General features: G+C 38.6%; 13 protein-coding genes and 1 pseudogene. 9 read left to right on the top strand and 5 right to left on the bottom strand.

The features are described from left to right. Positions 1–231: 231 nt before the first annotated feature. Together MOB01S_RS10520 and MOB01S_RS10515 are read right to left on the bottom strand one after the other, a co-directional pair. Entirely contained in the window at positions 232–1,215 is a 984-nt protein-coding gene (locus MOB01S_RS10520) for an SLAC1 family transporter (RefSeq protein ID WP_066805052.1), read from the bottom strand. Positions 1,216–1,348: 133 nt separating this feature from the next. Next, positions 1,349–2,191 carry a cysteine hydrolase family protein gene (locus MOB01S_RS10515; protein WP_066805049.1) on the bottom strand — a complete coding sequence of 281 codons (843 nt, stop codon included), beginning with the start codon at positions 2,189–2,191 and terminating at the stop codon, positions 1,349–1,351. Positions 2,192–2,382: 191 nt separating this feature from the next. On the opposite strand from MOB01S_RS10515, the gene MOB01S_RS10510 reads away from it, so the two are divergent. From MOB01S_RS10510 to MOB01S_RS10470, 9 genes and pseudogenes are all read left to right on the top strand, one after another. Beyond that, positions 2,383–3,207: an AraC family transcriptional regulator gene (locus tag MOB01S_RS10510; protein WP_066805047.1), complete on the top strand. Its 825-nt coding sequence runs from the start codon at positions 2,383–2,385 to the stop codon at positions 3,205–3,207. 250 nt (positions 3,208–3,457) lie between these two features. Beyond that, on the top strand, positions 3,458–4,597 hold the full coding sequence (gene carA, locus MOB01S_RS10505; protein WP_066805045.1) for a glutamine-hydrolyzing carbamoyl-phosphate synthase small subunit: 1,140 nt from the start codon (positions 3,458–3,460) through the stop codon (positions 4,595–4,597). A 2-nt stretch (positions 4,598–4,599) separates the two neighbouring features. Further along, a complete protein-coding gene (locus MOB01S_RS10500) occupies positions 4,600–5,322 on the top strand; it encodes an HNH endonuclease (protein WP_066805043.1) in 723 nt (240 codons plus the stop codon). A 16-nt stretch (positions 5,323–5,338) separates the two neighbouring features. Continuing rightward, entirely contained in the window at positions 5,339–6,433 is a 1,095-nt protein-coding gene (locus MOB01S_RS12190) for an AAA family ATPase (protein WP_084349709.1), read from the top strand. Positions 6,434–6,442: 9 nt separating this feature from the next. Continuing rightward, positions 6,443–6,892, top strand: a complete 450-nt coding sequence (locus tag MOB01S_RS10490; protein WP_066805040.1) for a type II toxin-antitoxin system VapC family toxin — start codon at positions 6,443–6,445, stop codon at positions 6,890–6,892. 23 nt (positions 6,893–6,915) lie between these two features. Further along, positions 6,916–10,137 (top strand): carbamoyl-phosphate synthase large subunit, encoded by a 3,222-nt coding sequence (gene carB / locus MOB01S_RS10485; RefSeq protein WP_066805037.1) that lies wholly within the window; start codon positions 6,916–6,918, stop codon positions 10,135–10,137. Positions 10,138–10,214: 77 nt separating this feature from the next. After that, positions 10,215–10,823, top strand: a complete 609-nt coding sequence (locus MOB01S_RS10480) for a hypothetical protein (RefSeq protein WP_066805033.1) — start codon at positions 10,215–10,217, stop codon at positions 10,821–10,823. 75 nt (positions 10,824–10,898) lie between these two features. Continuing rightward, positions 10,899–11,264 (top strand): hypothetical protein, encoded by a 366-nt coding sequence (locus tag MOB01S_RS10475; RefSeq protein WP_157073977.1) that lies wholly within the window; start codon positions 10,899–10,901, stop codon positions 11,262–11,264. Positions 11,265–11,283: 19 nt separating this feature from the next. Next, positions 11,284–11,938: pseudogene (locus MOB01S_RS10470) on the top strand (aminotransferase class I/II-fold pyridoxal phosphate-dependent enzyme); the annotation flags it as partial. A 105-nt stretch (positions 11,939–12,043) separates the two neighbouring features. Here MOB01S_RS10470 and MOB01S_RS10465 read toward each other — a convergent pair. From MOB01S_RS10465 to MOB01S_RS10455, 3 genes are all read right to left on the bottom strand, one after another. Next, positions 12,044–12,619, bottom strand: a complete 576-nt coding sequence (locus tag MOB01S_RS10465; protein WP_066805028.1) for a GDYXXLXY domain-containing protein — start codon at positions 12,617–12,619, stop codon at positions 12,044–12,046. Next, on the bottom strand, positions 12,603–14,450 hold the full coding sequence (locus tag MOB01S_RS10460) for a DUF2157 domain-containing protein (protein WP_169798145.1): 1,848 nt from the start codon (positions 14,448–14,450) through the stop codon (positions 12,603–12,605). Before MOB01S_RS10460 ends, MOB01S_RS10465 begins: the two co-directional genes overlap by 17 nt. 525 nt (positions 14,451–14,975) lie before the next feature. Beyond that, entirely contained in the window at positions 14,976–17,582 is a 2,607-nt protein-coding gene (locus MOB01S_RS10455) for a LysM peptidoglycan-binding domain-containing protein (protein ID WP_066805021.1), read from the bottom strand. Positions 17,583–17,790: the final 208 nt, after the last annotated feature.

Here is a 17,790-nt window from a genome sequence, read left to right as displayed (position 1 = left end):
TGAGAGAACCAGTGGATTGCTGGGAGTGAGGTTTAAATTTTGATAGTAAATGTGAAAACGCCTAATGATAATTAGGCGTTTTCACATGTTTTTGGCAAATTGGTTGATGAGATTAGGGCAATAACCACCAAGAATTTTGATGGTTTATTAAACAACATCATTAAATCACCAAGTCTTGAATATGCTTACACCTAAACGGCTTTTTGGTACTCTTAATCGTATAAGCATACCTCATTTTGATTGCCCTGATGGGCTAGTAATGCCAAAATATCTGCCCTGTATCAGTCTAAACACTGTCAAAATAAGCAGGGCAATCAGGGCAATGTTGGCAAAAACAAACATCACCACCCCCAAAGACGATAATATATTGTGCTGATATAGGGTAATGCCAACATTCGCCATTGACGCCAAACCAAACGAAAAACTCCACAAACTTGCCCCAACCCCTGCCTTTAAAATCCAAGTAAATAATCTTACCAAAAACAGCAGTTGCAAAATGCCATAGCCGATGAGCATTTTGGCAAATACATCTATTTGCCCTGTCGTGGCAATGTAGGCATTGACACCAACAAAGGCAGGTGCAAGAATAATGCCAAAAGTGGCTCTTAGTTTGGTTGGGATTTCTTGGGTACGCAAATGTTGCAGTAGTACAGGCTCAAACATCAGCCAAGCAATCACCCCAGCCCCAAAAAACAGCATTGCCCAGTCATTGAGTCCAAGCAAACTTAAGGCACTGGCACTGGTAAAATTGCTGGCAACGGCTGGCAAATAAAAGGGCGGTAGCGTGGATTTTTGTTCAAATTCCATACCCTGCCAGAGGGTTGCAATTCGCCAAGTGGCATAAAGCAGTTGTAAAATAATGGCTAAATAAATCAAAAACTGACCCAATATGTCATAATGCCAAAATATCAAAAGCTCCCCCACAATCATCGCACTGACAAAAATCAGCACCACAAAGGCAAAGCGAACAGGGCAATGTAGTTCATCAAGCCAATGCACACGATGATAAATGGCTTTGTGTATATAAAGCCCCAAAAACAGTAACCAAAAGGTGATTGCCAATATGCCAAGCCCTTGACTGATGATATGAGCAAAGGCAAAAATTTGGCTGGCGTGGTGCCAAGCCAACGCAAATGCCCCAAGCCCAAGTGGCAGACTAAAAAATGACGCTGGCAGGGGCGTTGTTCCTAAAAATATCCGTTTGTCGGTGTTCATTGTGCAAACTTTTAAGAGATTGTATGTTGATTATTGCGTTAAAATTTAAATGCCAAAACCGCCTTTTGTTCAAATGATACAAAAGACGGTTTGAATGCCAATTTAGGGTTTTAAGGTCAATTCAAACAGGCAATCACGCACCCATTTTCTTAACCGCTTCTTTGGTTGTCCACAAGTCATTGGCAATCAGACGGAAATTGATGAGAGCCGCCAAATAACCATCACCTTCTGGAATACGAGGCCCTGCGGTGGCATCTTTGACCACAGTTACCTCAAAGCCTTGTTCTACAAGCTCACGCAAGTGCGATTCAATACATAGGTTGGCGGCCATACCTGCCAAAATGACTTGGTCAATTTTGCGTTTTCTAAGCTGTAACACCACATCGCTGGTTTCAGGACCAAAGATTTTGTGCGGTGAACAGATGGTGGTTTTGCCATCAAAAATATAAGGTTTATAGCGTTCTACAAAGTCCGCCCCAGAGCCTTCAAAACCGTCCATACTGTACGCACTTTTGCGTGCGAACATATTGGTTTTGTGCATAAAATTTTCACCTGGTGCCATAAATTCCCATTGGTGGTCGGTTGGGTAATAATAGTGGGGCGAGACGATGACCGGCATATCCACTTTTTTGGCGGCTTTGAACAGGCTTTCAATGTTTTCAACGGTGTTGTTTTCAATAATGCTGTCTTTTAGCACGCCCCACATCACGCCATTTGGGCTCAAAAAGTCGTTTTGTGGGTCCACAATGACCAAAGCCACTCTTTTTGGGTCAATTTTCATACCAGGGCGTTCAAGTCCGTATTGCTCAGGTTCGGCATAGGGGCTTTTGGTAACGGTTTTGCTTGCTTTTGTGCCAGCGTGGGCAAGACTGCCAAGTCCCATTGCACCCAAGACACCTGCCCCCATTGCGATTTTGGCAGCACTACGGCGAGTGGTGTCAATGCTTTCTTGTTCGTTGATAAGTTGTTCTGACATAATTGCACCTTTCATTGTTATTTAGAATCAATCATTTGATAATCTAGCTTATCAAATTTAGGTGTATTATACGCCCTTATTGCCTTATCAATTTAACCAATCACATTAATGATTTAACCAAAATGTTATTTTGTTGTTGCTCATCGTGCTTTTTGTTAGAATAATTCTTATTGCCAATAAAAAGTTTGCCTATGGACGCTTTAACCCATTTATTTACCCAATTTTCCTTTCGCACCGAGCTGTTTTTTGTGGGACTACTCTGCCGTATGGGGCAGTTTGATGAAGCCAACAAGGGCTATTTGCACTTTATTTATCAAGGCAGTTGTCGCCTGATTCAAAAGGGGCAAGCCCCGATGGTCATTGACCGCCCTTGTGTGCTGTTTTCGCCCTCTGGCTGTTTGCACCGTATTGAGCCTGTTAGTGATGATTTGATGGTGTTTTGTGTCAGTTTTGATTTTGGGCAAGACATTCAAAATCCGCTCAATTATGAGATGAATAAAATTGCAACGCTTTGGCTTGATGAATTGCCCCATTTGATGATGGTTGCCAAAGAGATTATGGCGGAAAATGCCCAAAAACCTTGTGGCTATCAAGCGGTGATTTCGTATTTGTGCGGTTATTTTATGATGTTGGTAATACGACAATGTTTGGAAAGGGGCTTGATTCAAGGGGGCTTGTTGCTTGGTTTGACCAATCCCACCCTTGCTCCCTTACTGCTTGACATTCATCAAAATCCTGCCCACACTTGGGATTTGCAAACAATGGCGGATAAGGTGTTTATGTCCAAAGCCAAGTTTGGCAATTATTTTAAGGAAATAATGGGGGTGTCGCCCAGTGATTATTTGACGACTTGGCGGATTAGCCTTGCCCAAATGCTTCTTAAAAAGGGCTTGCCTGTAGCGGTTGTCGCCGAAAAAGTGGGGTACAGTCATAACGCCTCTTTGACACGAGCCTTTGTTAAGGAAATTGGCAAAACCCCAAGCGAGTGGCTTAGCGAAAATTTTGATAAAAAATAGTGGAAAATGGTTGTTTTTTTGTATATAATAACCAAAATCTACGACAAGCGAGTGATTATGAAAATAAGACTTAACCTTTGCCTTTTGCCAAAGATAAGTTATTATTTTGGATCACTTGCTTTTTTTGTACCCAAAATTTGACACAAGCAATTTGACGGCGATTTTCGCCAAAAAATTTTGTCTAAAATTTGGCTCTGATTAAATTTTAGACAAAATTGACAACATTTTTAAATGAAATAAGACGGGGTAAGTGATGACAACAGCAATTTTAGCCTTAGCCGATGGCACAACTTTTATCGGCAAATCCATTGGTGCAACTGGGCAAACACAAGGCGAGGTGGTTTTTAATACCGCAATGACAGGTTATCAAGAAATCCTAACTGACCCCAGCTATGCCCAGCAGATTGTAACCCTTACTTATCCGCACATTGGCAATACAGGCTGCAATGACGAAGACACCGAATCAGGACGCATTCACAAAGTGTGGGCAAGTGGACTGATTATCCGTGATTTGCCGTTATTACACAGCAATTTTCGTGCTGATATGTCGCTTGATGAGTATCTCAAACAGCACAATATCGTGGCGATTGCCGAGATTGACACGCGTAAACTTACTCGTATTTTGCGTGAAAAAGGGGCGCAAAATGGGGCGATTGTTGCAGGCGAAAATGTAACAAGAGAGCAAGCGATAGAGCTTGCCAAAACCGCACCGAATATGAATGGTCTTGATTTGGCAAAAGAATGTTGTGATAAAGAGGGCTTTATTTGGACACAAGGTTCTTGGGAGCTTGGCAAAGGCTTTAAAACGCCAGAACTTAAATACAATGTTGTGGCGTACGATTATGGCGTTAAAACCAATATTTTAAGAATGCTTGCCGATAGAGGGTGTAAATTGACCGTTGTGCCTGCGACAACACCTGCAAGTGAAGTGCTGGCAATGAATCCTGATGGTATTTTCTTATCCAATGGACCGGGCGATCCGTCTGCGTGCGATTATGCTATTGAAGCGGTGCGTGAAATTTGTGATACCAGTAAAATCCCTGTATTTGGTATTTGTTTGGGGCATCAGCTGTTGGCACTGGCGAGCGGTGCTAAGACCATCAAAATGGGACACGGTCATCACGGTGCCAACCACCCTGTACAAAATCTTGATGATGGCACAGTGATGATTACCTCCCAAAATCACGGCTTTGCGGTTGATGAGTCCACCCTGCCAAGCACTTTGCGAGCGACCCACCGTTCACTGTTTGACGGCTCCAATCAAGGCATTGAACGCACCGATAGAGTGGCATTTAGTTTTCAAGGACACCCAGAAGCCAGCCCCGGCCCGCACGATTGTTCTCCGCTTTTTGATAGATTTGTGAGGGAGATTGAGAAGTTTAAGGCGTAAAAATGAATTTTGATTCTGTCACGAAACCACTTAAACATCAGCAAATTGCCCAGCTTGTTGTATCTGCTTTAGAGTTTTATGGTGGGGAAGCTCATTTAGATGAGATAATAAAAAAGGTTCTTCAACTTAATTGTCAGATTTTTGAGCATTCAAAAACTCCTGAGGCAGAGATTCGTGATGCGATACAAAAATATTCATCTGATTCAAAAAAATACAGATATACCGATTTATTTCAATCGGTATATGGTGTTAATGCTGGTAAGGGAGTTTGGAGGTTAAGAGATTATTCCAAAGACGACATCAATGTAAGTCTTAAAGAATATGGCGATAGTTTTAATAAAGCTACATCTGTTGTGCAAGCAGTTCCTGTGCGATTGGTTCAAAGAGATTTTCGTGCAAAATTAATTAAAAAATATAAATCAACTTGTCCTCTTACTGGCATTACAATCCCTCTATTTTTGGTGGCGAGTCATATAAAACCTTGGTCAAAATCCAATGATTTTGAAAGGCAAGATGTTGATAATGGAATTTTGCTTTCAGTTCATTTTGATAAATTATTTGATTGTGGTGAAATTAGTTTTAATAATGAGGGCAAGATTTTATACAAGAGTGAAATTATTGAGAGCTTGGTTAATGACAATTTTAGGTTATTGAATAACCAAATACAGGTGAATGAGCGAATGCGTGATTATCTGAGTTGGCATCGTGATTATTTTAATTATTAAATTGCGTGGGGCTTAAATGAATAACTGGCAAATAAAAGACTTAAAAGGCGTGGGTGATGTTGAGTTAAATCTTGACAGTAATCAGCGAGTTTTTACCTTTTTGGGGACAAATGGGGTTGGAAAAACTAAGACTTTGGAAAGTTTGTTAATTTGGTTTTTGGTTCAACAAAAGGATTTTGTAACATTATTTGAAAAAACTATTTATTCAAATGGTAAAACATCATTGGCAAAAAATATTATTCTAAATAATAAAAATTTATCATTTAAGGAGCAATTTCCAAAAAGTTTTATTGAGCAATTTTCACAAAAACAAGATTATGTTTTTTCTTATGTTGGGGCTAAGTATCGTAGTGAGTTGGTTGATAAAAAATATTTAAAACAAAATTCTCAAAATAATTTATTGAATAGTTATTTTTCTCAAATTATTCAAGCGATTGTTAATGACGATATTTCAGAATTAGGATTTAATAAAAATATTCATCAATGGATAATTGATAGAGCAAGATTTATTAATCCGTATCAAATTGAAAGGGACAATTCTCAATTGGCGATTGAAAGCGTTTTACAATGCTTGCATAAAATTGATAGTGTTTTTGATGATAAATTTTTGCAAATCAATGAAAATGACAATGTTTATTTAAAAGTCAATGGCGAAGTTTTAGAACTTAGCGAATTAAGTTCAGGATTTTTATCCTTAGTTAAAATTATTCAATCCATTATTGCAAGTTTCTCCGCATTTACCAACGAAAAAGATTTATTAAATGTTAAAGGTGTGGTGCTAATTGACGAGATAGAAAGCCATTTACATTTGGAATGGCAAGTTAAAATTATTCCAATTTTAAAGAATTTATTTCCTAATACCACATTTTATATTACCACGCATTCGCCATTGGTTTTATCACAGCTTAATGAAGGCGAAGCCTATCTATTAAAACGAGATGAAGATAATGTAGTGCGTAGTCATATTATCAATTCGCCAAATACCAGAACTTTATCTAATGTTTTGATTGATGCCTTTGGTATTAACCTTAATCAATTAAAAATTGACAATATTTCTAATATTAATCAAAGCAAAGTTAAAAATAAATTATTAGAATTATTGGATAAATAGGTGTGATAAATGAAAGATAAAGCTTATTTACTTGATGCCAATATTTTAATTGCGGTTCTTGACGAAAATAAAGATAACCCAAATCATCAAAAAGCAAAAGAATTATATGATGATTTGAAGTCAAAAAATGCCAAAATGGTAATTACATCACTCATTCGTTATGAGATTTTGCGTGGTATAAAAAGCAAATCCATTAATGAAGCTCAAGCATTTTTAGATGACTTTATAGAACTTGAAATTACTGATTTGGAAGCAAATCCGTCTGCTAAAATTTTTCACGCTATGCCAAAAATAGATGAATTGGACGATATACAAAAGAAAAATTATAAACATAATTTTGATATTTTTCATTATGTCGTTGCCAAAAGATATAATTTGGATTTGGTTAATGTGAATGAAAAAGATTTTGAAAAGATTGATAAATTTGTCAATCAGTTACCTATCAATCCATTTGAGTGAAATTAGTAAAAAGAGAGACCCCTATGCCAAAGCGTACCGACATAAAATCCATTTTAATCATTGGGGCAGGTCCGATTGTGATTGGACAAGCCTGTGAATTTGACTATTCTGGTGCCCAAGCCTGCAAAGCCTTGCGTGAAGAAGGCTTTCGTGTGATTTTGGTCAACTCCAACCCTGCGACCATTATGACCGACCCATCAATGGCAGATGCCACTTACATTGAGCCAATTACTTGGCAAACCGTTGCCAAAATCATTGAAAAAGAACGCCCAGATGCGGTATTGCCAACAATGGGCGGGCAAACGGCTCTAAACTGTGCCTTAGCCTTAGATGAAAATGGTGTGCTTGCCAAATATGGTGTGGAGCTAATTGGTGCAACCAAAGAAGCTATCCAAAAGGCAGAAGATAGAGAGCTGTTTGACAAGGCGATGAAAAAAATTGGGCTAGAATGCCCCAAAGCTGATGTTGCTCACACAATGGAAGAAGCCCTTGAAATCCAAAGCCGTTTTGGTTTTCCTGTGATTATTCGTCCTTCCTTTACAATGGGTGGCAGTGGTGGTGGTATTGCCTACAATAAAGAAGAATTTTTGGAAATTTGTGAGCGAGGATTTGATTTATCGCCAACGCACCAGCTTTTAATTGATGAATCGTTAATCGGCTGGAAAGAGTACGAAATGGAAGTGGTGCGAGACAAAAATGACAACTGTATCATCGTCTGCTCTATCGAAAACTTTGACCCAATGGGCGTACATACAGGCGATAGTATTACCGTTGCACCTGCTCAAACTTTGACCGATAAAGAATATCAGTTAATGCGTAATGCCTCTATTGCCGTTTTGCGTGAAATTGGTGTGGAAACAGGCGGTTCCAATGTGCAGTTTGGTATCAATCCAAAAGATGGGCGAATGGTCGTGATTGAAATGAACCCTCGTGTGAGTCGTTCATCAGCACTAGCCAGTAAAGCAACAGGTTTTCCGATTGCCAAAGTCGCCGCAAAATTGGCGGTAGGTTATACTTTGGACGAATTAAAGAACGACATCACAGGTGGTATCACACCAGCGTCCTTTGAGCCATCTATTGACTATGTCGTTACCAAAATCCCCAGGTTTAACTTTGAAAAATTCCCACAAGCCGAAGCGGTATTGACCACGCAAATGAAATCGGTGGGCGAGGTAATGGCAATTGGTCGTAGTTTCCAAGAATCTATGCAAAAAGCCTTGCGTGGGCTTGAAGTGGGTGCAACAGGTTTTGATGAAAAAATTGCCATTGATGAAGCAGGTGCCAAAGAAAAAATTTTGGTAGAATTAAAAGTGCCAAACCCTGACCGTATTTGGTATATTGCAGACGCATTTCGCCACGGATTTACCCTTGATGAGGTGTTTAATGCCACCAATATTGACAAATGGTTCTTAATTTATATTGAAGATATTGTTAAAACTGAAAATCATATTAAGACCTTAGGCTTTGGCGATTTAACTTGCGATAATGTGCGTGAATTTAAGAGAAAAGGCTTGTCAGATTTAAGAATTGCCAATTTGATGGGCATTAGCCAAAAACAATTTAGAAAAAAACGCTGGGAGCTTGGTGTTTATCCAGTTTATAAACGAGTAGATACTTGTGCGGCAGAATTTGCCTCAGGCACCGCCTATATGTACTCAACTTATGATGAAGAATGTGAGGCGAACCCGTCAGGCAAAGATAAGATTATGGTGATTGGCGGGGGGCCAAACCGTATCGGACAAGGCATTGAATTTGATTATTGCTGTGTACACGCCGCCCTTGCAATGCGTGAAGACGGCTATGAGACCATTATGGTCAACTGTAACCCAGAGACAGTTTCTACCGATTATGATACTTCTGACCGCTTGTATTTTGAGCCTGTGACACTTGAAGATGTGCTTGAAATCGTGCGAGTAGAAAAACCAAAAGGCGTGATTGTGCAATATGGAGGTCAAACACCACTCAAATTGGCTCGTAGCTTAGAAGAAGCAGGCGTGCCGATTATTGGCACAAGCCCTGATGCGATTGACCGTGCCGAAGACCGTGAACGATTCCAGCAGATGATTATTAAACTTTCCTTAAAACAGCCAAATAACAGCATTGTCAAATCGGCTGATGAAGGTATTCGTGAAGCCAGTAAGGTCGGTTATCCTTTGGTGGTGCGTCCATCTTATGTACTGGGCGGTCGTGCGATGGAAATCGTTTACAATGAAGATGAGCTTAAAAAATACTTGCGTGATGCGGTGCAAGCCTCCAACGATAGCCCTGTTTTATTAGACCGCTTTTTGGACGATGCCATTGAGGTTGATGTGGACTGTGTGTCGGACGGTAAAGATGTCGTCATTGGCGGTATTATGCAACATATTGAGCAGGCAGGCGTGCATTCTGGGGATTCGGCGTGTTCCATTCCACCTTATTCATTGTCAAAAGACATTCAAGATGAAATGCGTCGTCAAACCATTGCAATGGCAAAAGAGCTTGGTGTGGTGGGGCTGATGAACGTTCAATTTGCCGTGAAGGATAAAGAGATTTATATCTTAGAAGTCAATCCAAGAGCGTCTCGTACTGTGCCATTTGTCTCAAAATGTATTGGCAAATCTTTGGCAAAAATCGCAGCTCGTTGTATGGCAGGACAAAGTCTGGCAGAGCAAGGCTTTACCACAGAAATCATTCCAGAGCATTTTAGTGTCAAAGAAGCAGTATTTCCGTTTGCCAAATTTGTTGGTGTTGACCCAATACTTGGGCCTGAAATGAAGTCCACAGGCGAGGTGATGGGCGTTGGCAAATCCTTTGGCGAGGCGTATTATAAGGCGGTGCTAGGTTCAGGCGACAGATTGACAGGCTTGCCAAAGAATGGTGAGACCAAGACCGCCTTTATCTCGGTACGAGATAGCGATAAAGCTGGAATTGTTGATGTTGCCAAACGCCTTCAAAGCTATGGCTTTAACTTGGTGGCAACTGGTGGCACACACAAGGTCTTGACTGATAATAGTATCGCCTGTGAGCGTGTCAATAAGGTGAGCGAGGGTCGTCCACACATCGTCGATATGATGAAAAATGGCGACATTCATCTGGCAATCAACACCACCGAAGGCAAACAAGCCTTAGAAGACTCCTTCCCTATCCGCCGTGAAGCCTTGCAACAAAAGGTCTTTAACGCCACCACCCTAAACGGTGCAAAAGCCGTGTGTGATGCTTATGAAACGGCATTGCCATTTGATGTCTATCGTTTGCAGGATTTGTGATTGCTAATTTGATTATTTAAAAGAAAATTAACCGTCAGTAATGGCGGTTAGTTTTTTTTAATCAATGGAGAATAAAAATGGGCAAAGAAAAAGTGAATTTTCCAAAAGCAAAACCCACATTAAGAGTTAAGAAAAAGAAATTGGAATTGCCGATTGAGTTTTATTATAGCAAGATTAGCGAAGTTTATATGTTAATTGGTTTAATAATTGGTATGGCTACCACCTTTCCTATTCTTGCCACAATACCTGATTTGTCTGATAATATTTGGTTTGGTCTTATCACGCTAATATTGGTCTTAGTAATAATTTATAAAGTGGTGGATTTTTGTAAATCCATGCAATATGAAAACCCAAACATCATCATTAAAAAAGATTGTTTGTATTTGTTATATGATGATTATGCTTTGGCGGAATTTGATAAAATGGAAGAGATTGAATTGACTTCAATTACGAGAAGTAGGGGTGGCACAGAATTCTTTTTGAAAATGACCATTGATGATGAGTATGTAACCAAAGGAAAGTATGTTAATTATTCTATGAAATCTGGACATTTATACATCGATGGCAAATCTATTGACGCTTATCAAGCCTTTGACATCATTTGGCAAGTATTTTGGAATTATCACGAAGAAACTAATTACCCGCTTAGAATTAGAAATAAGGAAGAATGGGAATGGTGGGAATGATGAATGCAGAAAAATTAACCGTGCCAATCAAATTTGATAAACAAAAACACATCATGATATTTTTAATCATGTTGTGTGCTATATTATTTATATTTTTATTTTTGGAAGTGTTTTTTTGATTATTTTTCTATTCCTTATCATAGGGAATTACCTTATTTTATTAAAGTGATTTTGATGCTTGTTATGGGCGGTTGGTTATTTGTATTGATAAAAATGGTGTTTTCAAATTTACCCCATATTATCCTTAAAAAGGATAGCATTTTATTATTAAATCCCTTTAAAACTACTTATGAAGCTTTTTATTTTAAAGACATTAAAAAGATAGAATTTGGCTTTGGTAAATCTCCCATGTTGGATATTTATCTAAACCATCAACCATTATTATCAAGTGCCAATAAAATTTATTCACTCACTTATTATCAAATAAACAAACAAAAATGACACTCTCGGCAAGTGGCGGATTTATACTCGTATCATGAACCCAACCAATGCTGTTTTGGAGGCTCGCATGAGTACCTTAGAGGGTGGCGTGGCGGGGCTGTGCATGTCGTCTGGCATGTCGGCGATTACTTATGCCATACAGACTTTGTGCGAGGCAGGCGACAACATCGTATCGGTCTCAACTCTATATGGCGGTACATACAATCTATTTGCTCATACTTTGCCTCGTCAAGGCATTGAGGTACGCTTTTTTGATTATGATAAGCCTGAGAGTTTGCTTGATTTGATTGATGATAAAACCAAACTTATCTTTGGTGAGAGTATCGGCAACCCATTGGGCAATATCCTAGACATCAAAAAATCAGTGAGCTGGCTCATGGCAAGGGCGTGCCTGTGGTGATTGATAATACAGTCGCCACACCAATCCTGTGCAAGCCTTTTGAGCATGGGGCGGACATTGTCATACACTCTTGACCAAATACGCCAGTGGTTCTGGCACATCGGTGGGTGGGATTATTATTGATGGCGGTAAATTTGACTGGGCAAGCCAAAAGGAGCGTTTTCCTTTGCTTAACACGCCTGATGTCAGCTATCATGGCTTAACGATGGGGGCTATGGCATTCATCGCACGAGCCAGAGTTGCCCCACTTCGCAACACAGGGGCGTGGGTGTCGTTAAATGAGGATTTGACGATAAGGGTTGATGAGATTATATAAATTAACGACAATATTTGTTAAAAACGGTCTTGTTATAGAATGAATGATAAAGATTAGAATTTGTCATTCATTTTTTTCACAGCCCAAAGACCTAAAATCCTCGCCCACCAAATCCACCAATAAGGGCTTGCCTTTTTTGGTTAACTTTAAATGAGCATATTTTGCCTTTTCATAACACTTTGCAAGCCCTTCGGCAAATAAAAAAGATTTAGCAGCAGGATATAAATCATTTAGATAATTAGTGGGATTTTTGACAATTAATGCCACCGTATTGTCGTGTTTTTGAAAATCACTTTTTATTAATTTATTATTCTTATCTTTTGTTATCCAAAGTGTAATATGACCTTTATCTTTAATATGAGCATTATCATAGTGCCAATCACTATTCCAAACTTCTTCACCGCTTTCATCAAATTGGACATTTGGATTGGTAATATTTAAGTCATAATTTAATGCCATATAATCGCCTTGCAATAAAGAACGAGGGTCTAATGGAGCTAATGCTACATACAAATCATCGCCCTGTTTTTTGTGATTTTCAAATCCAATGATAAAAAACAAAAATAGCCCAATACAACATAATGCAAGTATGATTGGCAATAAGGCATTGATTTTTTTATTTTTAATGAGTTGATACATTGATTTCCTCTTGTTTTTTAATAAAATATGCCACCAAAAAGCATAATAAACCAGAGATAAAAATTGTCAAAGATTTTATTAAAAATAGCATATCTAGACGATAATATAACTGCCATAAAAATAAGCCAATAGCAATTAAATAAGCATAAGACAAGTATTTATCTTTATAATAATGTGTCAAAAAAAGCCCAAGCATTAACACAAACAATTCTGTATAACCCAATAAAGATAATGCCATACCAAGTAGTGCCATTATGATAAGATTATTTTTTGTAATGTTTTTTGCCCATAGTGTTAATAATAAAATACCTGTATAACAAATGCCAATGGCTTTGATTAAATATTGATGAATATTGGGGATTGTTTGATTGGTATCTTGTAATTCTCTGATAATAAAACTTATATCCTCATTGACCAAAAAATAAGAAATTTGAGTAATGCCAATAACACCAATAACAAATAATAATAGTAAGCGAGTGCTATTAGTCATAATAGTATTGAGTTTGTGTCTATAAAACAGTAAGATTGGTAATGCCATTAAAAAGATGGCTTGATTGGCAAATAAAACAATACTAGAATTAAATGGGTCATTATAAGAGAGCTGATTTTCAAAAACAGTAGCATAAATAAATAAGCCATAGCTTAACAATAATTGACACAGCATCAAAAACCAATGTGGTTTAATCAATAAACACAGCAACGATAACACCGCCTGCACAATAAAAATGGCAAATATTGAAAAATGAAATTCATTTTGCAAATAAAACAATAAAGACAGTTGTGATGCAATCAAAATTGTATAAAGAAATTGTCTTAAAAATAAAGAATGGCTTTTTCTAAGACCAATAAAAGACAATATCAACCCAATAATACCAAACAATAAAGAAACTTTATCCCAAAATATCAAAAAGGCAAACGCAGTTAATAATCCACCTAGCCACGCTCCAAACACAATGGGAATATAATGAAAGACTCCTTTTGGAAATAAATTTAACAGCCAAAAGCCAATGGCAAAAAATATACCAATTGCAATCATTGCATAAACAATCAATCCACCAAATCCATCAATGCTAATATCCATCAAATCCAAAAATAAAGCAAAAAATGAAACGCCCAAAGACAAAGAGACAATCGCCATTGAGCCTTGATATTTTAATTTATAAAAATAATAACTGGCAATGCTAGGTAATAAAAAAATAGATAAAAAATTAATAAGGTTTTTGTTATAATGAAAACTTGTAAATTCTATGGCATAATAAGTACCAATCATTGCAATTATACTTGCCAATAACCAACGAGCAACGGGATAATATTTAAGTGTTAAAAATAATTGTATGCCTGTTAAAGTATGAATGGCAATGGCATAATAATAGCTATCAACACCAATAAAAGATTGTTCAAAAAATAAATACAATGCCAATTGAGAAAGAACAACAAAAATTATAAATACGGCACTGTTATGCCGATATAACCACAATAAGGATAAGATAGACCATAAGGCAAATAAAGAATAAGCGTCTGCCCCTGTTTGATAAATTTGTCCAATGCTTGCCAATGATAGTCCAATCATCGTACAACAAATGGTGTGTAGGGTATTGACAATTAAAGTTTGATGATTGATATGCTCTTTTTTAAGAATAAAAAAACTTGCCAATCCTGATAAAAATAATAATATCATTGGAATGGCAAGGCGAATGGCAGGGGATAATCCAAACCAATTAGAGGCAATCAAATAAATAAAACTACTGACAATCAAAGAAGTGGCAATTAAATTTAAATGATGAATAAAGGATTTGTTTGATAATAAAATCGGAGATGTTCTTGTTATCATCATAATTTCATAAAAATATTGTGGATTTGAGTATTGTAGCACATTTATGACCAAAAAACACATACCAACTTAATACCATAAAGTTAATACAGTTTTGTGGGGGAGAATGCCATTTGCCCCTATGGACAATATACCAACCGAACCTAAAAACTGGTACAAAAACCGTTCGCCCCAAATTGTCTGTGGGTGAGTTTTCGTTATGGTGCGACAAGCTCACCACGAACGGGAACTATAACAATTTTGAAGTTCTGCTGGTATATATAGTGATTTAACTTCAAAAACCACAAAAACCGTTCGCCCTGAGATAAGCCTTTGGGTGAAACGGTTTTCCGCCATGGTTCGACAAGCTCACCACGAACGAAAAAACCTAATGTGGTGTATTTTGGATTTAATTGACTATATTTTGAAATCTTTTGGCATACATCCAAACCAACTCTGTGATGTTTTATTTTTTGTAAATATTTAAAAATTTAAAACTAAAAAAAACAGCACAAACCAAAATTTGTGCTGTTTTGCCTTACCAAATTATTTGTTGGGTACAGTAAGTTTTTGTCCGATAAATAGATTATCATTCACCCCAAGATTGTTCATTTTGGCAAACTCTTGAATACTAATACCATATTTTCTTGCCAATGATGTTAGGCTATCACCTGCAACCACCGTATAAGTTGTGGTAGTTGCTTTTTTGCTCACGGTGGGCTTTGTGATGTTGCCCAAGGCAGGGATTCTTAGAACTTGCCCCTCTCGCAGGTGTGATTCTCTTGTTAGGTTGTTGGCTTTGGCAAGCTCGTTGGCAGGAACACTGTGTCTATTTGCCACACCCAGTAGCGTCTCACCTGCTTTCACTACATAATCATAACCACCTGATGAGGTGCGTTGAGAGGTGGTCGTGGTACGCTGGGTGTTTGCTGGGATTTTGACCGTACCGGGGGCTGGTATGGTGATGACCTTACCACGAATCAGTCCTGCATCAGGCGATAGGTTGTTGGCTGCTGCCAACTCTGCAATACTAATACCATATTTGTTAGCCACACTGGTCAAACTATCATTGGATTGAACAGTATAAGTGGTAGATTTTTGAACAGCTTTTGGGGTGGTGTGTTGGGTATTAGACGTAACAACTGTATTATTGCCTGTATTAGGTACAGTAAGTTTTTGGTTAATCAAAAGACCATCAGTAACCGACAAGCCATTTAATGCTGCCAAATCCGCCACTGTGGTATTAAATTTACGAGCCAATGTAGTAAGATTGTCGCCAGCCTGTACGGTGTAAGTGGTAAGTTTATTGTTGGCAGGCTTGTTGGCATTACTGGCAACAGTACTGACTTTATTTGGCACAAGCCATAAACGCTCACCACTTTTTACCATATAGTTGGTGGGTACACCATTATAACTGGCAAGCTGACTGACTGACAAACCATGCTTGGAAGCAATGCCTGTTAAGGTATCACCAGCCACCACTTTATAGCGTTCTATTGTGGTCGTTTGGGTTCTGGGTTTATTGCTAATGGCATTGTTGTTTTTTCTGCCAGATTGTACATTGTTGGTGTTATTTAACTGAACATTACCTGTTTGAGCATTGGGTGCATTGAAGCTTAGGCTTTTTACCTGCCCACGAGATTCTAGCACTGATTGCCCTGTTTGTATCGCTGACAGATTGATGTTGCCATCATTAGAAATGGGCTGGACATTCTCCACACTATTGACACGAATCTGACCTGCGATAAAATCACGTTCTTCTTGGGATAATGGTGGCTCTTGGATAATGGTGTTGTTGTTTGTGATTTGGACGTTGGTTGTCGGCAAAGTATTGGTAGAAGCCAGCACCTGAGCTGATGAAGTATCACCTGTACCGCCCGTTCTAAGTGGGACATAATCACTAATCATATAGGTGGTCGCACCGCCACGACCATCACCCGCCAACGCCGAAAGCTGACCATCGATGTTATTTGGTATGCTATTTGGAATGATAACCCGTCCAGGTCCCGTTTCGTCCACTTTAAGGTAAGTCAAAGCAGGGTTTAAGAAACGCAATTCTTCAATAGCAACACCCGTAATACGAGCCACATCATATAAGCTTACACCATAGTTGGTAGGTACAGCTCTAAAATGGGCGTGGTTGGCAATAGCAGGCAATGACACACCGTAGTTGTTTGGAGCACCGATGATTTGAGCAACTGCCAAGAAACGTGGCACGTAATTCATCGTCTCAGCAGGCAAACGAAGCGACCAATAATCGGTTGGCAATCCTGCTTGACGGTTGGCATCAATCGCTTTTTGGATACGGGCAGGTCCTGCATTGTAGGCTGCCAGTGCCAACTCCCATGAGCCGAATTGATTGTACAAACTGGTCAAAAAGTCATAAGCTGCCCGAGTAGATTCAATCACATCACGGCGACCATCGTAGCCCATACTTTGGTTTAGACCATAGATACGTCCTGTGCTTGGAATAAACTGCCAAAGCCCTGCTGCTGCTGCATTGGACGTTGCTGATGGGTCGTACGAACTCTCAATGATAGGCAACAACGCAAGCTCGGTAGGAATGCCACGTCTTTCAGCTTCGGCAACGGTATGATATAGATAACGAGAAGTACGTGCAGTCAAACGATTGATGTAATCTTGGCGACCATAGAACCATGATTTTTGAGCCTCAATACGGTTGTTATTAAACTGTTGTATGCGATAACCACGACGCACTCTATCCCAAAGGTTGCCATAACGTTGAATGGTCAAATTATCCCCTTCCACCATACTCATGTCGGTAGCTTGGAGCAAATCTTCAAGCTCATCAAGCGTGGCTTGGTCTAGGACATTATTGTTGGGTGTTTGGTAAGTGTTTTGATAAGTATTGGGAACAGAATAAGGATTTTGATAAATGTTGGGATTGGTAGCGGGATTAGTGGTGGCATTGGTATTTACATTCGTATTGACTGCTTGATAGGGATTTTGCCCATAGGCATTAACATCGCCATAACTGGGCTGTGCCATACCACCTATTGAATTGGCTGATGTGTTAATAGGTGCATTGTCTCGTTGGGGAGCAACACACGCCACCATAAGTATCGGAGAGATGGCGATTGCCAATGGTTTCAAGTAAACAGATGTACGCTTACTTACATTAAAAGATTTCATAGTAATTCCCAGTTTTAAAAAAATACTCACATCATAATACACATGATTATACATCTACAATAGTAGAAATTTACTACAATCATTGGTCCAAACAGCCCTTCAATGAAAGGATAACCCATTATTATATAGTAATATTTATATCTAGTAAAGGTAAACCTCTAAGAAACTTTATGGTGGTTTTTAGTTTTGTTTGGGAGATAAAAAATAA

Origin of the sequence: Moraxella oblonga NBRC 102422, assembly GCF_001598275.1 — a bacterium.
Classification (GTDB): Bacteria; Pseudomonadota; Gammaproteobacteria; order Pseudomonadales; family Moraxellaceae; genus Moraxella; species Moraxella oblonga.
This window is presented reverse-complemented; position numbering and strand designations above follow the sequence as displayed.